Consider the following 19,534-nt stretch of genomic DNA (forward strand, 5'->3'; position numbering starts at 1 on the left):
GATCAAAGATGAAAGACGCAACTCCAACGACCCGCCCATGGGCTGACCCGGTGACAGGGCAATGTCCGGTGGCAGAGACTTTGCGCATTTTGGGCGGAAAGCACGGGCCAAAAATCCTTCATTGCCTCACCGCAGGAGAGCGTCACTTTCTTGAGCTTCAGCGTGAGATGGAAGGCGTCAGCCGAAAGGTGCTGCGGGCCCAGTTGAAAGACTTCGAGGAAAACGGGATGGTTGCGCGAACCCCCAAAGGTGACGCGCGTCAACGTGTCGGTTACTCCCTGACGCGCAAGGGATCCGCGCTTGGTGATATTCTCGGACAACTCTACGATTGGAAACAGACCTTCGGTTGACGGATTTCCACGCGGCTCCCTGCCTTGCCTTGGCGACCACAGCAGTGGTTTGGTTCGGTATGATCAATGTCCGGTCCGGGCCGGAAACGCCTGGCAGCCGGGTCAGGATAGCCCTGCGTGGCCTGTTGACGGGATTAAGAAAATGCGCCGGGAAGCCTCCCAGTTGCGCGACATGCCACAGCCCCCGATGTTTTCCACCTGCCCGCCCCCCGGTTCTTTGCAAATGAAGACATGTCATTTTTGACATGTCATGTGAGGCTGCTGAAAAAGCACGTTCCTGCACCCGTCCCCCCCGAAACAACGAAATCGTTCTTCCACGACGCCAGCCACAAGCCTTGGCCCGGGTGTCAGCCCGGGCCGCGCCCGACCCTCCCGTCAAACCGAAGGTTTGCCTCCGGCAAAACGGGAGGGCGCTTTTGGTGACTTCTCGTATCACACTGACAACATTGATATTTGTAAGGGAAGCGCTCCGAATGCGCGTCTCAATGCGCCCTCCCAGGCTCGGGCGCGGCCCTTCGTTCGAAAACGTAACGCTGAGCGCAGAAGAACGATTTACCTCCGGCGGCAGCCGTTTCCGGGTTTGTCAGCAAACTGACATGTCATTTTTGACATGTCTTCATTTGCGGATCAGCACCGGGCGCATAAAGCCTAAAAACGGGAACCGCTTCCGGGCGCCCCGGATAAGCGGTTCCGACAGGTTGCAGCGCTTTACGAACCGGATAAAGGCAGCACCCCGGGCGCGACCACTGACAACGGCTCAGCTGCCGTGCCCGCCCGCATAAGCATTCCGCGCGGGGCTTTGCCATCCGGTCAGGGCCGCAGGCTCCGGCGCAAAGACTTCCACCAGCAGCGGATGACAACTGGCAACATCCGAGGAATGCAGGGTCGAACAATCGCCACCCGGGCAGGCGCTGAGCGCACCCAGCAGGTCCACCTCTGCAAAGAATTCCAGAAAATCGCCGGGCCGCACCGGGCTTGCCTTCATGAAATATTGCCCGGTGTCGCGGGTGAAACCGGTACACATGAAGACATTCAGCACGTCGTGAACATGGCGCTCCGCCTCCGAGAGGTCCATGCCCAGATGTGCGGCAAGGGCGCGGGTCAGGTTGGAATGGCAGCAATGGTGATACTGGCCGCCTGACAGCAGATTGTGGGTATAGGGATCGCAGCGGGTGCCGATCACATCATGCACCGACCCGCCGTAACCGTCGATGCCGTACCAGCCCAGCGTATCCGCCGTGATCGTGGCCAGCGGCCGCAGATGGGGAAAGGCGGACCACATACGGTCCCCCCGCGTCAGATGGGTGCCATGCAGGGCGCGGGTCTTGCCGGAATAGAACCGCTCGGAGAGGTCATTCAGATGCCACAGGTTCAGGTCGCCCACCTGCGGCCCCTCGACACTGGTGATCCGAAAGAAATGGCCCGCAGGCACCGTGAACACACCCGCCTCGCGCGGCGGCACCATGACTTCCGCCGTCTTTGCAAGACTGGCGCGCGCAGCGTCATAGAGCGCCATGTCCGGCGGCGGCAGGGTCTCCACCGGATAGCAGATCACGGGTGCCACCTCGCGGCGGGCATCGGCGTCAGGCGGGGCAAGGGACATGTCAGAACTCCGGTTTGGTCCCGGCAAAGCTGCCGCCTCGCGCGGGCAGAGTAAAGACGCCTTAGGCACGTTCCCGGCGCAAGGGGCTTGCCTGATCCTGTGGTCAGCGCAATCATGGCCCGGGATCAAGGGAGCAAGGACAATGATGCGGATCATCGGAGCGATGCTGGCGCTGCTGCTGGCGGCAAAGGGCGCCCTGGCGCAGGAAGGCTGGGGCAACCTCGATGCGCTGCTGCTCGGCAACCTGTCGACCACCGGCAGCATGGAAGCGTCTTACTGGATGCCCGACAGCCCCGATCCCGCACAGGCCCGGGTCAGCCTTGGCATTGCCTATGTCCATATCCCGGGTTCGGCGGGCAGCGTCGCACTTGGGGCCGGGGTATTCCGGCAGACGGCGCAGGGCTGGCAGCTCTCCACCCCCGTCTACAACCTCTTTGGTCACGAGCCCCGCGCGCCGCAGTTCCAGAACGGGCAGCTTCAGCTGCTGACCACCATGCCCGGCCCCGGCGAGCCGCGCTGCTGCCCCACGCAGGAGGCGATGTGGCGCATTGATCTGACCACCGGGCAGGCGCAGCGCCTGTATTGACCTCAGGCGTTCTGTCCCGCCATCCGGCCGGAATGCAGGCAACCGCCCAGAAAGGTTCCTTCCAGCGCGTTGTATCCGTGATACCCGCCGCCGCCAAAGCCGCAGACCTCTCCGGCGGCATAAAGGCCGGGCAACACCGCGCCTGAGGGCGTCAGGACTCGGCCCTGCACATCGGTGTGCAATCCCCCCAGCGACTTGCGGGTCAGCACGTTCAGCCGCACCGCGATCAGCGGCCCGTTGGCCGGATCGAGGATCGCATGGGGCTTCGCGGTGCGGATCAGTCTGTCGCCCCGATAGGCCCGCGCCCCCCGGATCGCGGTGATCTGCGCATCCTTGGAAAACGGGTTGGTCAGCTGCAGGTCGCGCGCCCTGATCTGCGCGCGGATCTGCTCCAGCTCCAGCGGATGTTCCGGCGTCAGCCGGTTCATTCCCGCCACCAGCCTCTCCAGATCATCGGCAACCACGAAATCCGCGCCCTTCTCCTTGAAGGCCTCCACCGCCGGGGTTGCCCCCTTGCCCAGGCGCGCCTGCAGGACCTCGCGCCAGCCGCCTTCGGTCAGATCGGCATTCTGCTCCGAGCCGGACAGGGCGAATTCCTTTTCGATGATCTTCTGCGTCAGGATGAACCAGCTGTGCTCTCCCGCCTGCAGGATGCGTTTCAACGTCCCCAGCGTGTCGAAACCGGGCAGACATGGCGCTTCCATCCGGGTGCCACGCGCATCGAACCAGAGCGAGGATGGCCCCGGCAGGATGCGGATGCCATGGTTGGGCCAGATCGGGTTCCAGTTCTCGATCCCCTCGCAGTAATGCCACATGCGGTCGGTGTTGATCGTGCCTGCCCCGGCCTGCACGGCGATCTCCTGCATCTTGCCATCCACATAATCCGGCACCCCGGACACCATCCGCGCGGGCGGCGCGCCCAATCTGTCGCGCGGCCAGTTGGCCCGCACAAGCTCATGGTTCCCGCCGATGCCGCCGGTGGTCAGCACAATGGCCTCTGCCCCGTATTCGAACTGCCCCGTGACCCTGCGCGAGGTGCTTTCCCCCCGCGCCGCGGTGCTGTCCTCCAGCACATCGCCCTGCACCCCGGTCACGCCGCCATCACGGGTGATCAACCCGGTCACACGGTGCCGGAACGCCAGTTTCAGCTGCCCTGCGGCGGCATGTTCCGTCATCAGCCGGACAAAGGGTTTCACCACGCCGGTGCCGGTGCCCCAGGTGATGTGGAAACGCGGCACCGAATTGCCATGCCCCCCCGCCAGCGCGCCGCCCCGCTCGGCCCAGCCCACCACCGGAAACCAGCGCATCCCCAGATCGTGGCACCACTGGCGCATGCCCCCCGCCGCCCAATCGACAAAGCTTTCGGCGCAGGCGCGGGGGTTGGCGTCTTCTTCCCGGTCGAATTGCGCCGATCCCATCCAGTCGCTCAGCGCCAGCTCGGCGCTGTCGCGGATCCCCAGACGGCGCTGCTCCGGCGTGTCGACCATGAACAACCCGCCCAGCGACCAGAAGGCCTGACCGCCCAGCGACTGCGGTGCCTCCTGATCCAGCAGGAGCACCCGGCGCCCCCGCTGCACCGCCTCATGGGCGGCGGCCATCCCGGCCAGCCCCGCCCCCACGATGATCACATCTGCCTTGAAAGATGTCTGTGTCATGGCCTCCCCCTTTGCCTATCCTGCCCACCGTCACCCCGAAGGCGACTTTTCATGACGCCGCCGCCATTCGCGGGCATAGACCGATTCCTCGCTGTGCTTGCGGCTGTTGGCGGCCTGACGGCGCGCCTGTTCCCCGGCGGTTTCCGCGCGCACCTCGGCCTGCCGCATCTGGGCCGCACGTTCAAAGGGGATCACCTGCACCATCGGCGTGCCCGCGGGCATCCGCAGCGCCCCCCGGGTGCTGGTCCACAGAAACGGGACATTGACGGGCACATCCAGCGCATCGCAGTCAACTGTCCCGTTGAACTCGGCAAAGGGCAGTTCAAAGTGATTGACCGGATGCAGAAAACTGGCCGACCAGCCCGGTGGCAGGACCACCCGCCACGGGTTGATCAGCTTCAGCGGCTGCGCCCCCTCGAAGGGCGGATATTCCGCGCCGATCTGGCCGGGGTGATGGGCATCAATCGGGGCAAAGGGAAGATCGGAAGCCCAGCGAAACTCCATCGCGCGGGTCTGCGGGTCAACCACCGTCCAGATGTCGAAAGGGGTCGGAATGATCCAGCCCTGTGCCATCACATCGGCCACCGGCAGACAGGCGCGCACCGTCAGCCCGGGCAGCCCATGGGCATCCTTCATATCCATTTCGCGGTCCAGATCGCGAAACCATTCGGGCAGGAATTTCGCCGCAGACTGCGGCGCGGGGATGCGGCCCAGCAGGTCGGGCGGGCAGAGGAATTCGATCTTGGTCATGACCGCAGCCTGCGCGGGTCAGGACCGGAAAGCAACTGTGTTCAGAGACCGGGCCGGTTCAGCCTTGCCAGGCAGCGGTCCGGCTTGCCCTTGGCGCGAAAGGCCTCGGCCCCGCAGGTGACGCAATTGTATTTCATCAGCGCCCCCCTGGCCCCCGCGCGGTCCTCGCGCCAGCGGCATCGGCGGGTGCCGGCGTGGCGGTGGGCATAGATGGCGACGGCAATGACCGCGATGACAAAGAAGATCGGTGCAAGCATGGTTCTGACGTAAGACGCGCGGCGGGTTATGACAGCCGCCGCGCGTCCATATGTTCAATTGTTCAGGATCAAACGGTCCGTTCGACCATCAGTTTCTTGATGTTCGCAATCGCCTTGGCCGGGTTCAGCCCCTTGGGGCAGGTCTTGGCGCAGTTCATGATCGTGTGGCAGCGGTAGAGCTTGAAGGGGTCCTCAAGGTCGTCCAGACGCTCGCCCGTGGCCTCGTCGCGGCTGTCGATGATCCAGCGGTAGGCGTGCAGCAGCGCGGCCGGCCCGAGATAGCGGTCGCCGTTCCACCAGTAGCTGGGGCAGGAGGTCGAGCAGCAGGCGCACATGATGCATTCATAAAGACCGTCCAGCTTCTCGCGGTCGTCGGTGGATTGCTTCCACTCCTTCGCGGGGGCCGGTGTCTCGGTCTCCAGCCAGGGCTGGATCGAGGCATGCTGGGCGTAGAAATGGGTCAGGTCCGGGATCAGGTCCTTGACCACCGGCATATGCGGCAGCGGATAGATCTTGACCACGCCCTTCACCTCGGCCACGCCATAGGTGCAGGCCAGCGTGTTGATCCCGTCGATGTTCATCGCGCAGGAGCCGCAGATGCCCTCGCGGCAGGACCGGCGGAAGGTCAGGGTCGGGTCGATCTCGTTCTTGATCTTGATCAGCGCGTCCAGGATCATCGGGCCGCAGCTGTCCATGTCCACGAAATAGGTGTCCAGCGCCGGGTTCTTGTCGTCATCCGGGCTCCACCGGTAGATGTGGAATTCCTTGAGGTTGCCGGCCCCTTCGGGCTTGGGCCATGTCTTGCCGCTGGTCATGCGGGAATTCTTGGGGAGCGTCAGCTGAACCATGTAGCATCTCCTGTTCTGGCGTCGCCGCCGGTTTCAATCAGACCCCGCCAGGGGGCGTTCAATTCCGCCTGCCCTAACGGACAAACAATGTGTTCTGTTCGGCCTGCATCGCGGCCCTGAAGCCCAGACCTTCGATCATGCCCAGCAGGTCGCTGTCCCAATCTGCGGCGTGATCGGTTTCCACCAGCATCACATCCGGCAGCCAGCCGCCCGCCGCCAGCAGCGGGCCAAGGGCCGCAGGCTCCGCGCCCTCGACGTCGATCTTCAAAACCGAGACATCGTGACCCGCCGCCGCCTCCACGAAATCCAGCAGGGGACGCACCGGCACCAGCCTGCCGCCACTGCGCGACCGCCGCTTGACCGGCAGCAGCGAGGCCTGGCCAAAGTTGTTTCCGTGAAAGTTCAGCATCGCCTCGCCGCGTTCCGCGCCCAGCGCGCAACCTTCGATCCGGACCATATGGCCCAGCCCGTTCAGCTGCACGTTATGGCCCAGACGCCCGATCATCACCGGGTTCGGCTCAAAGGCGATCACCCGGCTGCCCTTGCCCGCCGCCACCGCCAGCGGCACGGCAAAGGCCCCGCAATTGGCCCCGATATCCAGGATGAAGGCATTCTTGCCCTCGACCACTTCGGTCAATGCGGTCAGCGATTTCATCTCGGGCGGCTGGCCATAGAGCCAGATCATCCGGTCGGTATAATTGTCGCGCGGGTCCACATACATGCGGATGCCCGCGAATTCGACCACCGCAGGCGGCAGCGCCGCCATCAGCTTTTGCCGCAGCGGCCGGTCCGCCGCCCGGAACGCCGCGCGCATCGCCTCAAGGGTCAGCGATTCCGCGACCGGCTCGAAGGTGGGATGCGGCAGGGCGTTCATGGGTCAGCTCAACCCGGCTTCGAGGGTGCGCGCCTTGAGACAGGTCTGCGTATCGGGCCGCGCCAGGATGTTGCGTACGATGGTCACTGTCGAATCGTCCACGCCGACAACGGCGGCACGGGCGAATTCGCGCACTTCCAGCGCATCGGCATAATCGATGATGCAATCGGTGAAGGGCGTGATCAGCTTCTTGGGGACCTGCGGGAAACGGGTGGCAAGGGTTTCGGTGACAACCCCCTTTGCCCCCGCCCGCGCGGTGCTGTCCACCGCCTCGGTCACTTCGGTACAGCCCGCTATGGCCAGGGCAAGAACAGCGATGCCTGCAAGGCGCATCTCAATACACCCGCGCCTTGGGGGCGATCTTTTTCAGGTCGATGCCGCCTTCGTTATGGCTGGTCAGCGGCTTCAGATGCACGCCACGGAAGCCCAGCGAGGCCTCATTGCCCTTGAACCAGATCAGGCTGTGCTTGCGCCAGTTCTCGTCGTCGCGGTCGGGATAATCCTCATGGGCATGGGCGCCCCGACTTTCCTTGCGCGCCGCAGCGGCGGTGATCGTGGCCACCGCATTGGGCATCAGGTTGGTCAGCTCCAGCGTTTCCATCAGGTCGGAATTCCACACCAGCGACTTGTCGGTGACATGCAGGTCGTCCAGCTTGCCTGCGACGTTCTTCATCTTTTCCTCGCCCTCGGCCAGGGTCTTGTCGGTGCGGAAGACGGCGGCATCGGCCTGCATCGTCTTTTGCATCTCAAGGCGCAGCTCTGCTGTCGGCACATGGCCACTGGCATAGCGCAGCCCGTCGAACCGGCTGAACGCCGCCTCGACCGAGCGCTTGTTGGGCACCGGCACCGGGGCATTGGCATCCACCACTTCCTTGGCGCGGATCGCAGCGGCGCGGCCAAAGACCACCAGGTCGATCAGCGAGTTCGAGCCGAGGCGGTTGGCCCCGTGCACGGAGGCGCAGCCCGCTTCGCCCACGGCCATCAGGCCGGGCGAGACATTGTCGGGCTTGTCCTTGGTCGGGGCCAGCACCTCACCCCAATAGTTCGTGGGGATACCGCCCATGTTGTAGTGCACCGTCGGCAACACCGGGATCGGCTCTTTCGTCAGGTCCACCCCGGCAAAGATACGCGCGGATTCGCTGATCCCCGGCAGGCGCAGGTCCAGCGTTTCGGGCGGCAGGTGGTTCAGGTGCAGGTGGATGTGGTCCTTGTTCTCGCCCACACCCCGGCCTTCGCGGATCTCCATGGTCATGCAGCGGCTGACCACATCACGGCTGGCAAGGTCCTTGTAGGTGGGCGCATAACGCTCCATGAACCGCTCGCCTTCGGAGTTGGTGAGGTATCCGCCCTCGCCCCGCGCACCTTCGGTGATCAGGCAGCCGGCACCATAGATGCCCGTGGGGTGGAACTGCACGAATTCCATGTCCTGCAGCGGCAGGCCGGCCCGCGCGGTCATGCCGCCACCGTCGCCGGTGCAGGTATGCGCCGAGGTGGCGCTGAAATAGGCGCGGCCATAGCCGCCGGTCGCCAGCACGGTCATCTTGGCCGCAAAGAGGTGCATGGTGCCATCGTCCAGCTTCCAGCACAGCACACCCTGACACACGCCATCTTCGGACATGATCAGGTCGATGGCGAAATATTCGATGTAGAACTGCGCGTTCTGTTTCAGGCTCTGACCATAGAGCGTGTGCAGAATCGCATGGCCGGTGCGGTCGGCGGCGGCGCAGGTGCGCTGCACCGGCGGGCCTTCACCGAATTCGGTGGTATGGCCGCCAAAGGGCCGCTGATAGATCTTGCCTTCTTCGGTCCGCGAAAACGGCACGCCGTAGTGTTCCAGCTCATAGACCGCCTTGGGCGCCTCACGGGCGAGGTATTCCATCGCATCGGTGTCGCCCAGCCAGTCGGAGCCCTTCACCGTGTCGTACATGTGCCACTGCCAGTTGTCCGGGCCCATGTTGGACAGCGACGCGGCAATGCCGCCCTGTGCGGCCACGGTATGCGACCGGGTCGGGAACACCTTGGAGATACAGGCCGTGCGCAGCCCCTGCTCCGCCATCCCCAATGTCGCGCGCAGGCCTGCACCGCCCGCCCCAACAACAACCACGTCATACTCGTGGGTTTCATACTCATATGCAGCCATGTTCGGTCTCCCCTCGGGAATGAATGGATCAGAGCGCCAGGCGCGCGATGGCGAAAACGCCCACCGCCGCCGCGCCGTAGCTGAGGCAGGTCATCAGGATGATCGCAAGCTTCTGCGCCGTCCCGTGCACGTAATCCTCAATCAATACCTGCACCCCGTCGTTGAAGTGCTTGAAGCCGACAACCAGCGTCAGCGCCGCGATGATCGCGGGGCCCGGACGGCTGTAATAGGCCAGGATCTCTTCATAGGTGCCGCCCAGCGCGCACCCGAAGGTAAAGACAAAAAGCGGGATCAGGATCAGCAGCGCGACGGAGCTGACCTTCATCGCCCAGAAATGGGCGGTCCCGGTTTTGGCGGAGCCGAGGCCGGTGGCGCGTTTGCGATCTGTCAGATAAGCCATCAGTCTCTCCTTACACGATAATGACGGTCAGCACCGTCAGCAGCACCGCACCGCCGATGCAGGCCCAGCCCAGCTTTTCCGCCGTGGGCACATCCAGCGCATAGCCGTTGTCCCAGATCAGGTGCCGGATACCGGCCAGCGTGTGATACCAAAGCCCCAGCACGCTGAAGAACATGATCAGATCGCCGAACCAGCTGGTCACGAAACCGTTGACCACGTCGAAATACCCTTCGCTGGTCGCCGCCGCCAGGAACCACCAGACGATCAGCAGCGCCGCGACCAGCATGGCATTGCCGGTGATGCGCGTCAGGATCGACGTCATGGAGGTCAGTTGCGGGCGGTAGATTGTCAGATGCGGTGACAGCGGGCGGTTGCCCCGGTTTACATCGGCCATAAGTCTGGTCCTTTGATGTGAGTGGCTGTATTTTGGTCCTTGGCTGACCTAGTGATAGCGGTTTTTGCAGGAGTGTCACGAGGGCTGAACAGGCTAACACGCGGTTTTATGGGGAAGCTTGGCGGAAAAATGCAGAAATCCGCAAGAATTTCCGTTTTGTGATCACACGGATATTTTGTGTGATCACAGACCTGCGACTCACTTGCCCATTTTGACGCCAGACCCGCGCTCTGAGACGCGCGAGAGTCCGCTATGCGGGACTTTCTTGCCGTTGATCATTGGCAACCAAAGCGCGGAACAAGCCGAAGGCGCCGGGCCATCGCCTGCCCGCCGGTCGGGTAGGCGATTTGGTGACGCTGGGTGTACCCTCGATGGGATTCATCAAGGTTGAGAAATAAAGTGGCATGAACCAAGGTCAGTATCGCCCACCCCGGGCAGGCGCTGGCCCGGCTTGTGTCTCATGTCACTCCGGGCTCTTTCCCGCCGTTCGCAGCATTTTTCACGAATGTCCGCTTGGCCCCCGCCCCCTCCATCGGACGTAGCGCCACGCTCCGGGTCAGCGAAGTGACGCAAAGGTCGGTTTTGCCCGGCAATGACAACATACGCCTCAAACGCAAATGCCCCCGCAGATATCTGCGGGGGCATTGCACATCATCCTGCCAGACCAAATCGGCTGGCGTCTCTCCAGCGATCAGCTCAGGCTGCTGTCGATGCCCTTGCAGGCGTCAACCAGGCCTTTGACCGCCTTGACGGAATTGTCGAACATCGCCTGTTCGTCCTTGTTCATGGAAATCTCCACAACACGCTCCACGCCGCCTGCGCCGATCACTGTCGGCACGCCGACATAGAAACCGTCCAGACCATAGGCGCCGTCCACATAGGCCGCGCAGGGCAGGACGCGTTTCTGGTCTTTCAGATAGCTTTCGGCCATCTCGATGGCGCTGGTCGCGGGCGCATAAAAGGCCGAACCGGTCTTCAGCAGGCCCACGATCTCGGCGCCGCCATCACGGGTACGCTGCACGATCGCATCCAGTTTCTCCTGGCTTGTCCAGCCCATCTTGACCAGATCCGGCAGCGGGATACCGGCAACGGTGGAATAGCGCACCAGCGGCACCATCGTGTCGCCATGGCCGCCCAGCACGAAGGCTGTGACGTCTTTCATCGACACGTTGAACTCGGAGGCAAGGAAATGCCGGAAGCGCGCCGAATCAAGCACGCCCGCCATGCCGCAGACCTTTTCATGCGGCAGGCCGGAGAATTCGCGCAGCGCCCAGACCATCGCGTCGAGCGGGTTGGTGATGCAGATCACGAAAGCGTCGGGCGCATGGGCCGCAATGCCCTCGCCCACGGATTTCATCACCTTGAGGTTGATGCCCAGCAGGTCGTCGCGGCTCATCCCCGGCTTGCGGGCGACACCGGCGGTCACGATGCAGACATCGGCACCGGCGATATCCGCGTAATCCTGCGTTCCTGACAGGGTCGCATCAAACTTGCCCGCAGGGCCCGATTCCGCGATGTCCAGCGCCTTGCCTTCTGGCGTGCCTTCGGCAATGTCGAAAAGAACGACATCGCCCAGTTCTTTCAGTGCCGCGAGGTGTGCAAGTGTACCGCCGATTTGCCCCGCGCCGATCAGCGCGATTTTGGGTCTGGCCATGGTATGTTCTCCGTCAGGGTTGCATTTCGTTGCGGCATAGCGAAATGCGGCCCGTGCTGCAAGTTCGGCCTTTCAACCACCCTGTTCCGGACCGCCCGACAGAAAAAGGCCGCCCAAAAGGGCGACCTTTTCGAACAGCATGACCGGTTTTCGGTCATGTTCCGGGCGTTCAGTCCTGATATTCAGGCATCTGTTCCAGCTGTTCCTTGGTGCTGTTGATGTAGAAGCGATAGTCGCTGCCATCTTCGCTTTTCAGCACCTGGATGTCGTCAAAGCTTACCAGAACCGGCTTTTCGCCAATTCCCAGGAAGCCGCCCACATTGATCACGGCTTCGGTCAGCTTGCCGTCATCGCCGACCATCAGGTTGTCGATCTCGCCCACGGTCTCGTCGTTGGAGCCATAGACGTAAGAGCCGTTGATCTCTTCCGCCGTCAGCTTCTCGACCTCGGCCATCTCGGCATTCTGGTACCCCTCGCGCTCATAGGCCGGACGGGTCATCTCGTCCTGCATGTTGTCGGCGGTGGTGGCAACGGCGGCCCCGGCGTCCTCTGCCGTCTGCTCGGTTGCCTCAGCCGCGTTTTCAGCCATGTTTTCAGCGTCCTGCGCCGTGGCTTCCGCGTTCTGCTCCAGGGTCTCGCCGTTCAGGGTTTCATCGCCCATGTTGCGGTCGAACTCCGGCAGCGCTTCCAGCGCTTCCTTGCTGGTGGAAACCACGAGGAACCGGTCATTCATGTCACCGTCCTGACGGACAACCGTGATGTCGTCCATCGAAACGGCCACGTCACGTTCACCCAGCCCGAGGAACCCGCCAACGCCAAGGATCACGGCGCGCACGCTGCCATCCTGGGCCACGATGATGTCGTTGATCTCACCGATGTCGTCCCATTCGGCCTCGGCCCCCGCCGCAACGGGCTGGTCCGCATCGACACCCTGTTCCGCATTATAGATGCGCATGCCGATCAGGTTGCTGGCATAGAAATCGCCCTGTTCGAATTCAACCGCACCCATGTTGGTGTTCACCTCTGCGGTTGATTGCGCATAGGCGCCGCCCGTCAGGGCAAGGATGACGGCAGTTGTGCTCAGAAAGCGTTTCATAATACTACTCCTTCGTATGTGTCCGGTGTCACGCACCGATTGAAGGACGAACTGACAGATGCCAGGCAAGTTCCACGGAAAATCCACTGATTTCAGGTGGGTATAAACTAAGACATGCTGACCTTCGATCTGTTCTTCTTTCTGGTCGCCGGGCCTGCGGTCTTCTTTGCCGGGGTGTCCAAGGCGGGCTTCGGCTCGGGCGCGGCCTTTGCCGCTGCCACCATCCTGGCGCTGGTCGTCGAACCCGGCCTGGCACTTGGCGTGATGCTGCCGCTGCTGATGCTGATCGACGCCAGTTCGCTCAGACCCTACTGGAAGAAATGGAGCACCCGCGACGCCAGGCTGCTGATCCTCGGCGGGCTGCCCGGCATCGCCCTGGGCGCGGCGCTCTACCGGGTCGCCTCACCAGATGTGTTCCGCCTGCTGATCGGCGGTGTCTCCGTCGGTTTCGTGTTCTGGAAGGTCAGCCTTGCAAGGGGTTGGCTTCCCTTGACAAATTTGCGGTTTTCCGACCGCGCCGGGCTGTTCATCGGCTCGGTCACCGGGTTCACCACCTTCGTCAGCCATGCGGGCGGCCCCCCGGCGGCGGTGTTCCTGCTGACACGCGGTCTGACCAAGACACAGTTCCAGGCCACCACCGTCCTGATCTTCTGCGTCTTCAACCTGATCAAGTTCTTCCCCTATGCCGCGCTGGGGATGTTCACCAGCCAGACCTTTACGGCCAATCTCCTGCTGGCTCCCTTCGCCCTTCTGGGCACCTGGGCGGGGGTGCGCGCGCATCACGTGGTGCCGGAAAAACTGTTCTTTGGCATCACCTATGCCCTGCTTCTGATCACCGGGACCAAGCTGATCTGGGATGGCCTGACCTGACGCCGGACCACCCCATTCATATGTCACCTGACATATGACTTTTCTGAAAATTTTCCGCCGTCAGGCATCCTGCCCCCGGGCGGGCAGCGCCTCCGCCACCTGTTCGAAGGCCTGACCGGAGGCCACAAGGCAGGTCATCCCGCCCGGCATTGTCACCGTGATCGTCCAGCTTCCCGTCTCGTCAGAGGCAAAGACCTCGACCACCGCATTGTTCGCCCCCAGCCCGATGGACTGGCGCGTCTCGCCATATCCCTCCGCCAGCCGCGCCACCACCACATCGCGCGGCCCGCAGTTGCGCCGGGTCTGCGCGGCCACATCCGTGGTTGCAGCCAGATAGGCCACCGCCCCCGCCGTCAGCGCGGCCAGATTGAAGATTTTCATCATCTGCTTCATTTCACTGCCTTCATTCGAAAGGCTGCACCCTGATCGGCGGACCTGTCCGGGCTCTGCCCGTGCGACCTGGGTGGGCCAGGTTACGTGCCAATGCGCCTGCTGACCGGGTGTCCGGCGGCCCTGCCGGAACCATCTTCCCCTGGACAGGCGACGGGGCAAAGGATGCGGGCAACTCCCTGAAATACTGGTTAACGATGCGTACGGAACCTGTTCAATTTGATTTTCGCTGCGCTGCGGCGCGTTTCCCCTTGAACTTTTCAATCAAAAATGAGCATCTGCGCGCAACAATATGTCCACACGCCGCCGCCCGGCGCGGCCAACCCCATCGGAGGCCCCATGTCCAAGATCACCCGCCCCCTGCGTTCCGCGCTCTATATTCCCGGCTCCAAACCCCGCGCACTGGACAAGGCCCGCAGCCTGCCCTGCGATGCGATCATCTTTGACCTTGAGGATGCGGTCAGCCCGGACGAGAAATCTGCCGCCCGCGCCACCCTGGCCGGGGCGCTAGGCGAAGGCGGCTATGGCGCGCGGCTCAAGGTGATCCGCATCAACGCGCTGGACACCGAATGGGGCAAGGACGACGCGCAGGCCGCCCGCGACATGGATGCCGACGCGATCCTGCTGCCCAAGGTGGGCAGCCCCGCCGACCTCGAAGCACTGGCTGAAATCGTCGGTGACAGGCCGCTCTGGGCGATGATGGAAACCCCCGGTGCCATGCTCAACGCCCCCGCCATCGCCGCGCACCGGTCATTGCAGGCCATGGTCATGGGCACCAACGATCTGGCCAAGGACCTGCAAACGCGGTTCCGCGCCGACCGCCTGCCGCTGATGACCGGCCTCGGCCTCTGCGTGCTGGCGGCCAAGGCCCATGGCTGCGCCATCATCGACGGGGTCTATAACGCCTTCAAGGACGACGAGGGCCTGCGCGCCGAATGCGATCAGGGCCGCGACATGGGCTTTGACGGCAAGACGCTGATCCACCCGGCACAGCTTGAGGTGGCCAACGCGGCCTTCTCTCCCACCGAGGAAGAAGCCGATCTCGCCCGCCGCCAGATCGCCGCCTACGAGGAAGTCATCGCCTCCGGTCAGAGCGTCGCGGTGGTGGACGGCAAGATCGTGGAAAACCTGCATGTTGCAACTGCCCGCGAAACACTGGCAAAACTGGAGGCAATCGCAGCCCTCAGCGCGGAGTAGCGCCATGTTCCTTCTGATCCTCGGTCTCATCCTCTGGGTGGGCGCACATTATTTCAAACGCCTCGCCCCCGATGCCCGGGCGAAACTCGGCGAACCCGGCAAGGGCCTGGTGGCGGTTCTGATCGTGGCCGGCGTGGCGCTGATGATCATCGGCTATCGCGGTGCCGACTTCATCCCGGTCTGGAACCCGCCCGCCTTCATGGTCCATATCAACAACCTGCTGATGCTGCTGGCCTTCTGGATCTTCGGTTCTTCTGCCGCCAAGGGGGCCAAGGCCTGGCCCGCCTACAGGACCCGCCATCCGCAGCTGCTCGCGGTCAAGACCTGGGCCGTGGCGCACCTGCTGGTGAACGGCGATCTGGCCTCGATCATCCTCTTCGGCGGGCTGCTGGCCTGGGCCGTGGTCAGCGTCATCCTGATCAACCGCGCCGAACCCGGCTGGACCCCGCCCCCCCATGCCGGGCGCGCCACCTATATCCGGCTGGTGGTGATCACCGCCGTCATCTTTGCCGTGGTCGTGACGATCCACAGCTGGCTGGGCGTCTCGCCCTTCCCCTCCTGAACCCGCACGGAGCCTGCATGAAACTCTATCGCTTCCTGTCCGAAGAAGACACCTCCGCCTTCTGCCACAAGGTCACCGCTGCCCTGAACAAGGGCTGGGAACTTTACGGCTCACCCACCCAGACATGGGATCACGCCGCCGGAGTCATGCGCTGCGGCCAGTCGGTCGTGAAAGAGGTCGAAGGCACCTATACCCCCGACACCAGGCTGGGGGACCACTGATGACCAAGACCAACGCCGGACGTTTCTTCGAGGATTACACCCTGGGCGAGACCATCCGCCACGCGGTGCCGCGCACCGTCACGTCGGGTGAACGGGCGCTCTACCACATGCTCTACCCCGCGCGCCACGCGCTCTATTCCTCCGACCAGTTCGCCCAAGGCTGCGGCCTGCCCTTCAGCCCGCTGGACGATATGATCGCCTTCCATGTGGTCTTTGGCAAAACCGTGCCGGATGTCTCGCTGAATGCCGTGGCGAACCTTGGCTATGCCCAGGGCCGCTGGCTGAGCCCGGTCTGGCCCGGCGACACCCTGCGCAGCGAATCGCGGGTGATCGGCCTCAAGCAGAACTCCAACGGCAAGACCGGCGTGGTCTATGTGCGCACCACCGGGTTGAACCAACATGACGAAACCGTGCTGGAATATGTCCGCTGGGTCATGGTCCGCAAAAGGAACCTCGACGCCCCCGCGCCCGACACGGTTGTCCCCGAGCTGCCCGCCGCATTGGACGCGGGCGATCTGGTGATCCCGAAGGGGCTTGATTTCACGCACTACGATTTCGAACTGGCAGGCGAGCCGCACCGCTGGGGCGACTACCAGGTGGGCGAACAGATCGACCACGTCGATGGCGTCACAGTGGAAGAGGCCGAACACATGCTGGCCACCCGCCTGTGGCAGAACACCGCCAAGGTGCATTTCGACACCTCCGCCCGCCCCGACGGCAGCCGCCTGATCTATGGCGGCCATGTGATCTCCATGGCCCGGGCGCTGTCCTTCAACGGGCTGGCCAATGCGCAGATGGTCGTGGGCCTGAACGGCGGGGCACATGCCAACCCCTGCCTTGCAGGCGACACGATCCGCGCCTGGTCCGAAGTGCTGGACAAGGCCGAAACATCCACCCCCGGCGTCGGCGCCATCCGCCTGCGGCTGGTGGCGACCAGGGGGGGCGCGCCCTTCAGGCTGAAAGGCGAGGATGGCAAATACCTGCCCGAGGTCCTGCTCGACCTCGACTACTGGGCGCTGATGCCGGTGTGAGATAAGGCACATGCCGGGCCGTCGCCTGCCCGGGGTGGGCGATGCTGACCTATGTTCATGCCACTTTATTTCTCAACCGTGATGAGCCCCATCGGGGACACGCCCAGCCTCACCAAATCGCCTACCCGGGGCACGGGCAGGCGATGGCCCGGCGCCTTCGGCTTGTTCCGGGCCTTGGCTGCTAGTGATCGACGGCAGCTACACCTCGCACAGCCCCCCCGGCCATTTTACCATTGCATTCTGCCCGCACAGCACTTTCCCTGTACCGGACCCTGCAGGAGGCCCAGACATGACCCGCCGAAAACTCTACCTCGGTGCCCTGACCGACAACCGCCGCTGGGACAGTGTCAATATCCGCCCCGACGACGTCATCGTCGCCTCCCCGCCGAAATGCGGCACCACCTGGATGCAGACCATCATCGCCCTGCTGTTCTCCGGCGACCCCGATGTCGAAACCGAAGTCGCCCTCCGGATGCCATGGGTCGACATCCGCCTGCGTGAACTGCCGGAGGTGGCCGCGCGGCTCGAAGCCATGACCCATCGGCGCTGCCTGAAGAGCCACACGCCGATGGACGGTCTGCCGCTGGATGACGAGGCGCAATATATCTGCGTCTTCCGCCACCCGCTGGATGCGCATTTCTCCTACCGCAAACACCTGCGCAACATCCCCATGCACCTGCTCGACTTCTGGTATCCGGAGGATGACCGCGACGGCACCACCTTCCGCCGCTTCCTGGACGGCGGGGCCGAAGGCTTCGATACCGATGCCATGCCGCTTGCGCATATCCTGCAACACTACAAGGCCGCCGCTGCCCTCGCCGAGCGCCCCAATGTCGCGCTGTTTCACTATGCCGACATGACCCGCGATCTGCCCGGCACCTTTGCGAGGGTGGCCGGGCTGCTGGGCATAACGCACCCCGCCGCGCTGATGGAGGCGCTGATCCAGGCCGCCACCTTCGACAACATGAAGGCCCATGCCGCGCGGTATGCACCGGGCGGCGGCACCGGCTTCATGAAGAAGGATTCCGATTTCTTCCACAGCGCCAGTGGCGGCAAATGGATCGGCAAGCTCAGCGATGCGGAATTGTCCGCCTATGACAGCATGATGGACGCCCATCTCGGGCCACAGGACCGCGCCTGGCTGGAGCACGGCGCGCAGGGCAGTTCCGCCGGATGACGGGCGGCGCGGCGCGGCCCCGGCGCACAGAATCCCCGCGGCCCGCACCGAACCCCAAGGGGGTAAAAAGTGAACTCCAGACCCTGGTTCACCCATGTTTCATTGACATCCGCTTAAAGTCGCCGATTTTGTGATCACACCTTTTCCGCGTGTGATCACAAACTGCAGTTTCCACTTTCAATATCCCCGCAACTGAGAAAGTCTGGTTCCCGACAGATAAGACTCGCGCGCGCTGCGCCCTGCTCTTGAACCAACTACGGGATCCTTTTGCGATGAACATCCACGAATACCAGGCCAAAGCCCTCCTGCGCAGCTACGGCGCGCCCGTCTCCGATGGCCGCGTGGTCCTCAAGGCCGAGGACGCCAAGAACGCCGCCGGCGAGATGGATGGCCCGCTCTGGGTGGTCAAGGCGCAGATCCACGCAGGCGGCCGCGGCAAGGGCAAGTTCAAGGAAGCAGATGCCGGTGACGCAGGCGGCGTGCGCCTGACCAAATCCGTGGAAGAGGCCGCCGAACAGGCCAAGAAGATGCTGGGCCGCACCCTGGTCACGCATCAGACCGGCCCGGCGGGCAAACAGGTCAACCGCATCTACATCGAAGACGGCTCCGGCATCGAAACCGAACTCTACCTGGCCCTGCTGGTGGACCGCCAGACATCGCGCGTGTCCTTTGTCTGCTCCACCGAGGGTGGCATGGACATCGAGGAAGTCGCCGCATCGACGCCCGAGAAAATCCTGTCCTTCTCTGTCGATCCGGCCACCGGCTACCAGGCTTTCCACGGCCGCCGCATCGCCTTTGCCCTCGGGCTGGAAGGCAAGCAGGTCAAGCAATGCGTCGGGCTGATGGGCCTGCTCTACAAGGCGTTCCTGGAAAAAGACATGGAGATGCTGGAGATCAACCCGCTGATCGTCACCGACGGCGGCGACCTCAAGGTGCTGGACGCCAAGGTCAGCTTTGACGGCAACGCGATCTACCGCCACGCCGACATCGCGGAACTGCGCGACACCACCGAGGAAGACCCCAAGGAACTCGAAGCCTCCAAATACGACCTGAACTACATCGCGCTGGACGGCGAGATCGGCTGCATGGTCAACGGCGCCGGCCTGGCGATGGCCACCATGGACATCATCAAGCTCTACGGGGCCGAGCCTGCCAACTTCCTCGACGTGGGCGGCGGCGCGACCAAGGAAAAAGTGACCGAGGCCTTCAAGATCATCACCTCCGACCCGCAGGTCAAAGGCATCCTGGTGAACATCTTCGGCGGCATCATGCGCTGCGATGTCATCGCCGAGGGCGTGATCGCCGCGGTCAAGGAAGTGGGCCTCAAGGTGCCGCTGGTGGTCCGCCTCGAAGGCACCAATGTCGAAAAGGGCAAGGAGATCATCAATAACTCCGATGTCGATGTGATCGCTGCTGACGATCTCAAGGACGGTGCCGAAAAGATCGTGAAAGCCGTCAAAGGCTAAGTCCCGAACCAAA

At 63.5% G+C, this 19,534-nt stretch carries 22 protein-coding genes; 9 read left to right on the forward strand and 13 right to left on the reverse strand.

Annotation, left to right across the window (positions count from 1 at the left end; genetic code table 11):
* Positions 1 to 8: 8 nt before the first annotated feature.
* Entirely contained in the window at positions 9 to 350 is a 342-nt protein-coding gene (locus O4H53_RS06150; protein WP_269362192.1) for a winged helix-turn-helix transcriptional regulator, read from the forward strand.
* Between the two features lie 757 nt (positions 351 to 1,107).
* Here the strand turns inward: O4H53_RS06150 and O4H53_RS06155 are convergent.
* Positions 1,108 to 1,953, reverse strand: coding sequence for an urea carboxylase-associated family protein (locus O4H53_RS06155; RefSeq protein WP_269362194.1), 846 nt, complete (start codon positions 1,951 to 1,953; stop codon positions 1,108 to 1,110).
* Between the two features lie 142 nt (positions 1,954 to 2,095).
* Between O4H53_RS06155 and O4H53_RS06160 the strand changes: the two genes are divergently transcribed.
* Positions 2,096 to 2,539, forward strand: a complete 444-nt coding sequence (locus tag O4H53_RS06160; RefSeq protein ID WP_269362196.1) for a hypothetical protein — start codon at positions 2,096 to 2,098, stop codon at positions 2,537 to 2,539.
* A 2-nt stretch (positions 2,540 to 2,541) separates the two neighbouring features.
* On the opposite strand, the gene O4H53_RS06165 is transcribed toward O4H53_RS06160, so the two are convergent.
* From O4H53_RS06165 to O4H53_RS06215, 11 genes are all read right to left on the reverse strand, one after another.
* Complete coding sequence (locus tag O4H53_RS06165) at positions 2,542 to 4,194, reverse strand: FAD-binding dehydrogenase (protein WP_269362198.1); 1,653 nt, start codon at positions 4,192 to 4,194, stop codon at positions 2,542 to 2,544.
* Positions 4,195 to 4,224: 30 nt separating this feature from the next.
* The gene (locus O4H53_RS06170; protein WP_269362199.1) at positions 4,225 to 4,944 is read right to left on the reverse strand and encodes a hypothetical protein; all 720 of its coding nucleotides are present in this window, start codon (positions 4,942 to 4,944) and stop codon (positions 4,225 to 4,227) included.
* A 41-nt stretch (positions 4,945 to 4,985) separates the two neighbouring features.
* Entirely contained in the window at positions 4,986 to 5,201 is a 216-nt protein-coding gene (locus tag O4H53_RS06175) for a hypothetical protein (protein ID WP_269362201.1), read from the reverse strand.
* 68 nt (positions 5,202 to 5,269) lie between these two features.
* A complete protein-coding gene (locus tag O4H53_RS06180; protein ID WP_269362202.1) occupies positions 5,270 to 6,049 on the reverse strand; it encodes a succinate dehydrogenase iron-sulfur subunit in 780 nt (259 codons plus the stop codon).
* A 73-nt stretch (positions 6,050 to 6,122) separates the two neighbouring features.
* Positions 6,123 to 6,923, reverse strand: coding sequence for an FkbM family methyltransferase (locus O4H53_RS06185; protein WP_269362204.1), 801 nt, complete (start codon positions 6,921 to 6,923; stop codon positions 6,123 to 6,125).
* A 3-nt stretch (positions 6,924 to 6,926) separates the two neighbouring features.
* Positions 6,927 to 7,256 carry a hypothetical protein gene (locus tag O4H53_RS06190; RefSeq protein ID WP_114274752.1) on the reverse strand — a complete coding sequence of 110 codons (330 nt, stop codon included), beginning with the start codon at positions 7,254 to 7,256 and terminating at the stop codon, positions 6,927 to 6,929.
* A 1-nt stretch (position 7,257) separates the two neighbouring features.
* Positions 7,258 to 9,063 (reverse strand): succinate dehydrogenase flavoprotein subunit, encoded by a 1,806-nt coding sequence (gene sdhA / locus O4H53_RS06195; protein ID WP_269362206.1) that lies wholly within the window; start codon positions 9,061 to 9,063, stop codon positions 7,258 to 7,260.
* Between the two features lie 28 nt (positions 9,064 to 9,091).
* Positions 9,092 to 9,463 (reverse strand): succinate dehydrogenase, hydrophobic membrane anchor protein, encoded by a 372-nt coding sequence (sdhD, locus tag O4H53_RS06200; RefSeq protein ID WP_269362208.1) that lies wholly within the window; start codon positions 9,461 to 9,463, stop codon positions 9,092 to 9,094.
* A 10-nt stretch (positions 9,464 to 9,473) separates the two neighbouring features.
* On the reverse strand, positions 9,474 to 9,857 hold the full coding sequence (gene sdhC / locus O4H53_RS06205) for a succinate dehydrogenase, cytochrome b556 subunit (protein ID WP_269362210.1): 384 nt from the start codon (positions 9,855 to 9,857) through the stop codon (positions 9,474 to 9,476).
* 691 nt (positions 9,858 to 10,548) lie between these two features.
* Complete coding sequence (mdh, locus tag O4H53_RS06210; RefSeq protein WP_114274756.1) at positions 10,549 to 11,511, reverse strand: malate dehydrogenase; 963 nt, start codon at positions 11,509 to 11,511, stop codon at positions 10,549 to 10,551.
* A 169-nt stretch (positions 11,512 to 11,680) separates the two neighbouring features.
* Entirely contained in the window at positions 11,681 to 12,607 is a 927-nt protein-coding gene (locus tag O4H53_RS06215) for a PRC-barrel domain-containing protein (RefSeq protein WP_269362213.1), read from the reverse strand.
* 114 nt (positions 12,608 to 12,721) lie between these two features.
* Here O4H53_RS06215 and O4H53_RS06220 point away from each other — a divergent pair, with 114 nt between their 5' ends.
* Positions 12,722 to 13,477 (forward strand): sulfite exporter TauE/SafE family protein, encoded by a 756-nt coding sequence (locus O4H53_RS06220; RefSeq protein ID WP_269362215.1) that lies wholly within the window; start codon positions 12,722 to 12,724, stop codon positions 13,475 to 13,477.
* Positions 13,478 to 13,537: 60 nt separating this feature from the next.
* On the opposite strand, the gene O4H53_RS06225 is transcribed toward O4H53_RS06220, so the two are convergent.
* The gene (locus O4H53_RS06225; RefSeq protein WP_443069515.1) at positions 13,538 to 13,858 is read right to left on the reverse strand and encodes a hypothetical protein; all 321 of its coding nucleotides are present in this window, start codon (positions 13,856 to 13,858) and stop codon (positions 13,538 to 13,540) included.
* A gap of 348 nt (positions 13,859 to 14,206) precedes the next feature.
* On the opposite strand from O4H53_RS06225, the gene O4H53_RS06230 reads away from it, so the two are divergent.
* The 6 genes from O4H53_RS06230 (at position 14,207) to sucC (ending at position 19,521) form a co-directional block, all read left to right on the forward strand.
* Entirely contained in the window at positions 14,207 to 15,064 is an 858-nt protein-coding gene (locus O4H53_RS06230; protein WP_269362217.1) for an HpcH/HpaI aldolase/citrate lyase family protein, read from the forward strand.
* Between the two features lie 4 nt (positions 15,065 to 15,068).
* Positions 15,069 to 15,626, forward strand: a complete 558-nt coding sequence (locus tag O4H53_RS06235; protein WP_269362219.1) for an NnrU family protein — start codon at positions 15,069 to 15,071, stop codon at positions 15,624 to 15,626.
* A 17-nt stretch (positions 15,627 to 15,643) separates the two neighbouring features.
* Positions 15,644 to 15,847, forward strand: coding sequence for a DUF1737 domain-containing protein (locus tag O4H53_RS06240; RefSeq protein ID WP_269362222.1), 204 nt, complete (start codon positions 15,644 to 15,646; stop codon positions 15,845 to 15,847).
* Complete coding sequence (locus O4H53_RS06245; protein ID WP_269362223.1) at positions 15,847 to 16,878, forward strand: MaoC family dehydratase; 1,032 nt, start codon at positions 15,847 to 15,849, stop codon at positions 16,876 to 16,878. Before O4H53_RS06240 ends, O4H53_RS06245 begins: the two co-directional genes overlap by 1 nt.
* A gap of 289 nt (positions 16,879 to 17,167) precedes the next feature.
* A complete protein-coding gene (locus tag O4H53_RS06250; RefSeq protein WP_269362224.1) occupies positions 17,168 to 18,055 on the forward strand; it encodes a sulfotransferase domain-containing protein in 888 nt (295 codons plus the stop codon).
* A gap of 272 nt (positions 18,056 to 18,327) precedes the next feature.
* Positions 18,328 to 19,521, forward strand: a complete 1,194-nt coding sequence (gene sucC / locus O4H53_RS06255; protein ID WP_269362226.1) for an ADP-forming succinate--CoA ligase subunit beta — start codon at positions 18,328 to 18,330, stop codon at positions 19,519 to 19,521.
* Positions 19,522 to 19,534 lie beyond the last annotated feature (13 nt).

It is taken from the genome of Sulfitobacter sp. G21635-S1 (assembly GCF_027213915.1).
In the GTDB taxonomy this organism is placed as follows: Bacteria; Pseudomonadota; Alphaproteobacteria; order Rhodobacterales; family Rhodobacteraceae; genus Sulfitobacter.

Coding starts and splice junctions, on each gene's coding strand:
- O4H53_RS06150 (WP_269362192.1), top strand. CDS start 9: ATGAAAGACGCAACTCCAACGACCCGCCCATGGGCTGACCCGGTGACA.
- O4H53_RS06155 (WP_269362194.1), bottom strand. CDS start 1,953: ATGTCCCTTGCCCCGCCTGACGCCGATGCCCGCCGCGAGGTGGCACCC.
- O4H53_RS06160 (WP_269362196.1), top strand. CDS start 2,096: ATGATGCGGATCATCGGAGCGATGCTGGCGCTGCTGCTGGCGGCAAAG.
- O4H53_RS06165 (WP_269362198.1), bottom strand. CDS start 4,194: ATGACACAGACATCTTTCAAGGCAGATGTGATCATCGTGGGGGCGGGG.
- O4H53_RS06170 (WP_269362199.1), bottom strand. CDS start 4,944: ATGACCAAGATCGAATTCCTCTGCCCGCCCGACCTGCTGGGCCGCATC.
- O4H53_RS06175 (WP_269362201.1), bottom strand. CDS start 5,201: ATGCTTGCACCGATCTTCTTTGTCATCGCGGTCATTGCCGTCGCCATC.
- O4H53_RS06180 (WP_269362202.1), bottom strand. CDS start 6,049: ATGGTTCAGCTGACGCTCCCCAAGAATTCCCGCATGACCAGCGGCAAG.
- O4H53_RS06185 (WP_269362204.1), bottom strand. CDS start 6,923: ATGAACGCCCTGCCGCATCCCACCTTCGAGCCGGTCGCGGAATCGCTG.
- O4H53_RS06190 (WP_114274752.1), bottom strand. CDS start 7,256: ATGCGCCTTGCAGGCATCGCTGTTCTTGCCCTGGCCATAGCGGGCTGT.
- sdhA (WP_269362206.1), bottom strand. CDS start 9,063: ATGGCTGCATATGAGTATGAAACCCACGAGTATGACGTGGTTGTTGTT.
- sdhD (WP_269362208.1), bottom strand. CDS start 9,463: ATGGCTTATCTGACAGATCGCAAACGCGCCACCGGCCTCGGCTCCGCC.
- sdhC (WP_269362210.1), bottom strand. CDS start 9,857: ATGGCCGATGTAAACCGGGGCAACCGCCCGCTGTCACCGCATCTGACA.
- mdh (WP_114274756.1), bottom strand. CDS start 11,511: ATGGCCAGACCCAAAATCGCGCTGATCGGCGCGGGGCAAATCGGCGGT.
- O4H53_RS06215 (WP_269362213.1), bottom strand. CDS start 12,607: ATGAAACGCTTTCTGAGCACAACTGCCGTCATCCTTGCCCTGACGGGC.
- O4H53_RS06220 (WP_269362215.1), top strand. CDS start 12,722: ATGCTGACCTTCGATCTGTTCTTCTTTCTGGTCGCCGGGCCTGCGGTC.
- O4H53_RS06225 (WP_443069515.1), bottom strand. CDS start 13,858: ATGAAAATCTTCAATCTGGCCGCGCTGACGGCGGGGGCGGTGGCCTAT.
- O4H53_RS06230 (WP_269362217.1), top strand. CDS start 14,207: ATGTCCAAGATCACCCGCCCCCTGCGTTCCGCGCTCTATATTCCCGGC.
- O4H53_RS06235 (WP_269362219.1), top strand. CDS start 15,069: ATGTTCCTTCTGATCCTCGGTCTCATCCTCTGGGTGGGCGCACATTAT.
- O4H53_RS06240 (WP_269362222.1), top strand. CDS start 15,644: ATGAAACTCTATCGCTTCCTGTCCGAAGAAGACACCTCCGCCTTCTGC.
- O4H53_RS06245 (WP_269362223.1), top strand. CDS start 15,847: ATGACCAAGACCAACGCCGGACGTTTCTTCGAGGATTACACCCTGGGC.
- O4H53_RS06250 (WP_269362224.1), top strand. CDS start 17,168: ATGACCCGCCGAAAACTCTACCTCGGTGCCCTGACCGACAACCGCCGC.
- sucC (WP_269362226.1), top strand. CDS start 18,328: ATGAACATCCACGAATACCAGGCCAAAGCCCTCCTGCGCAGCTACGGC.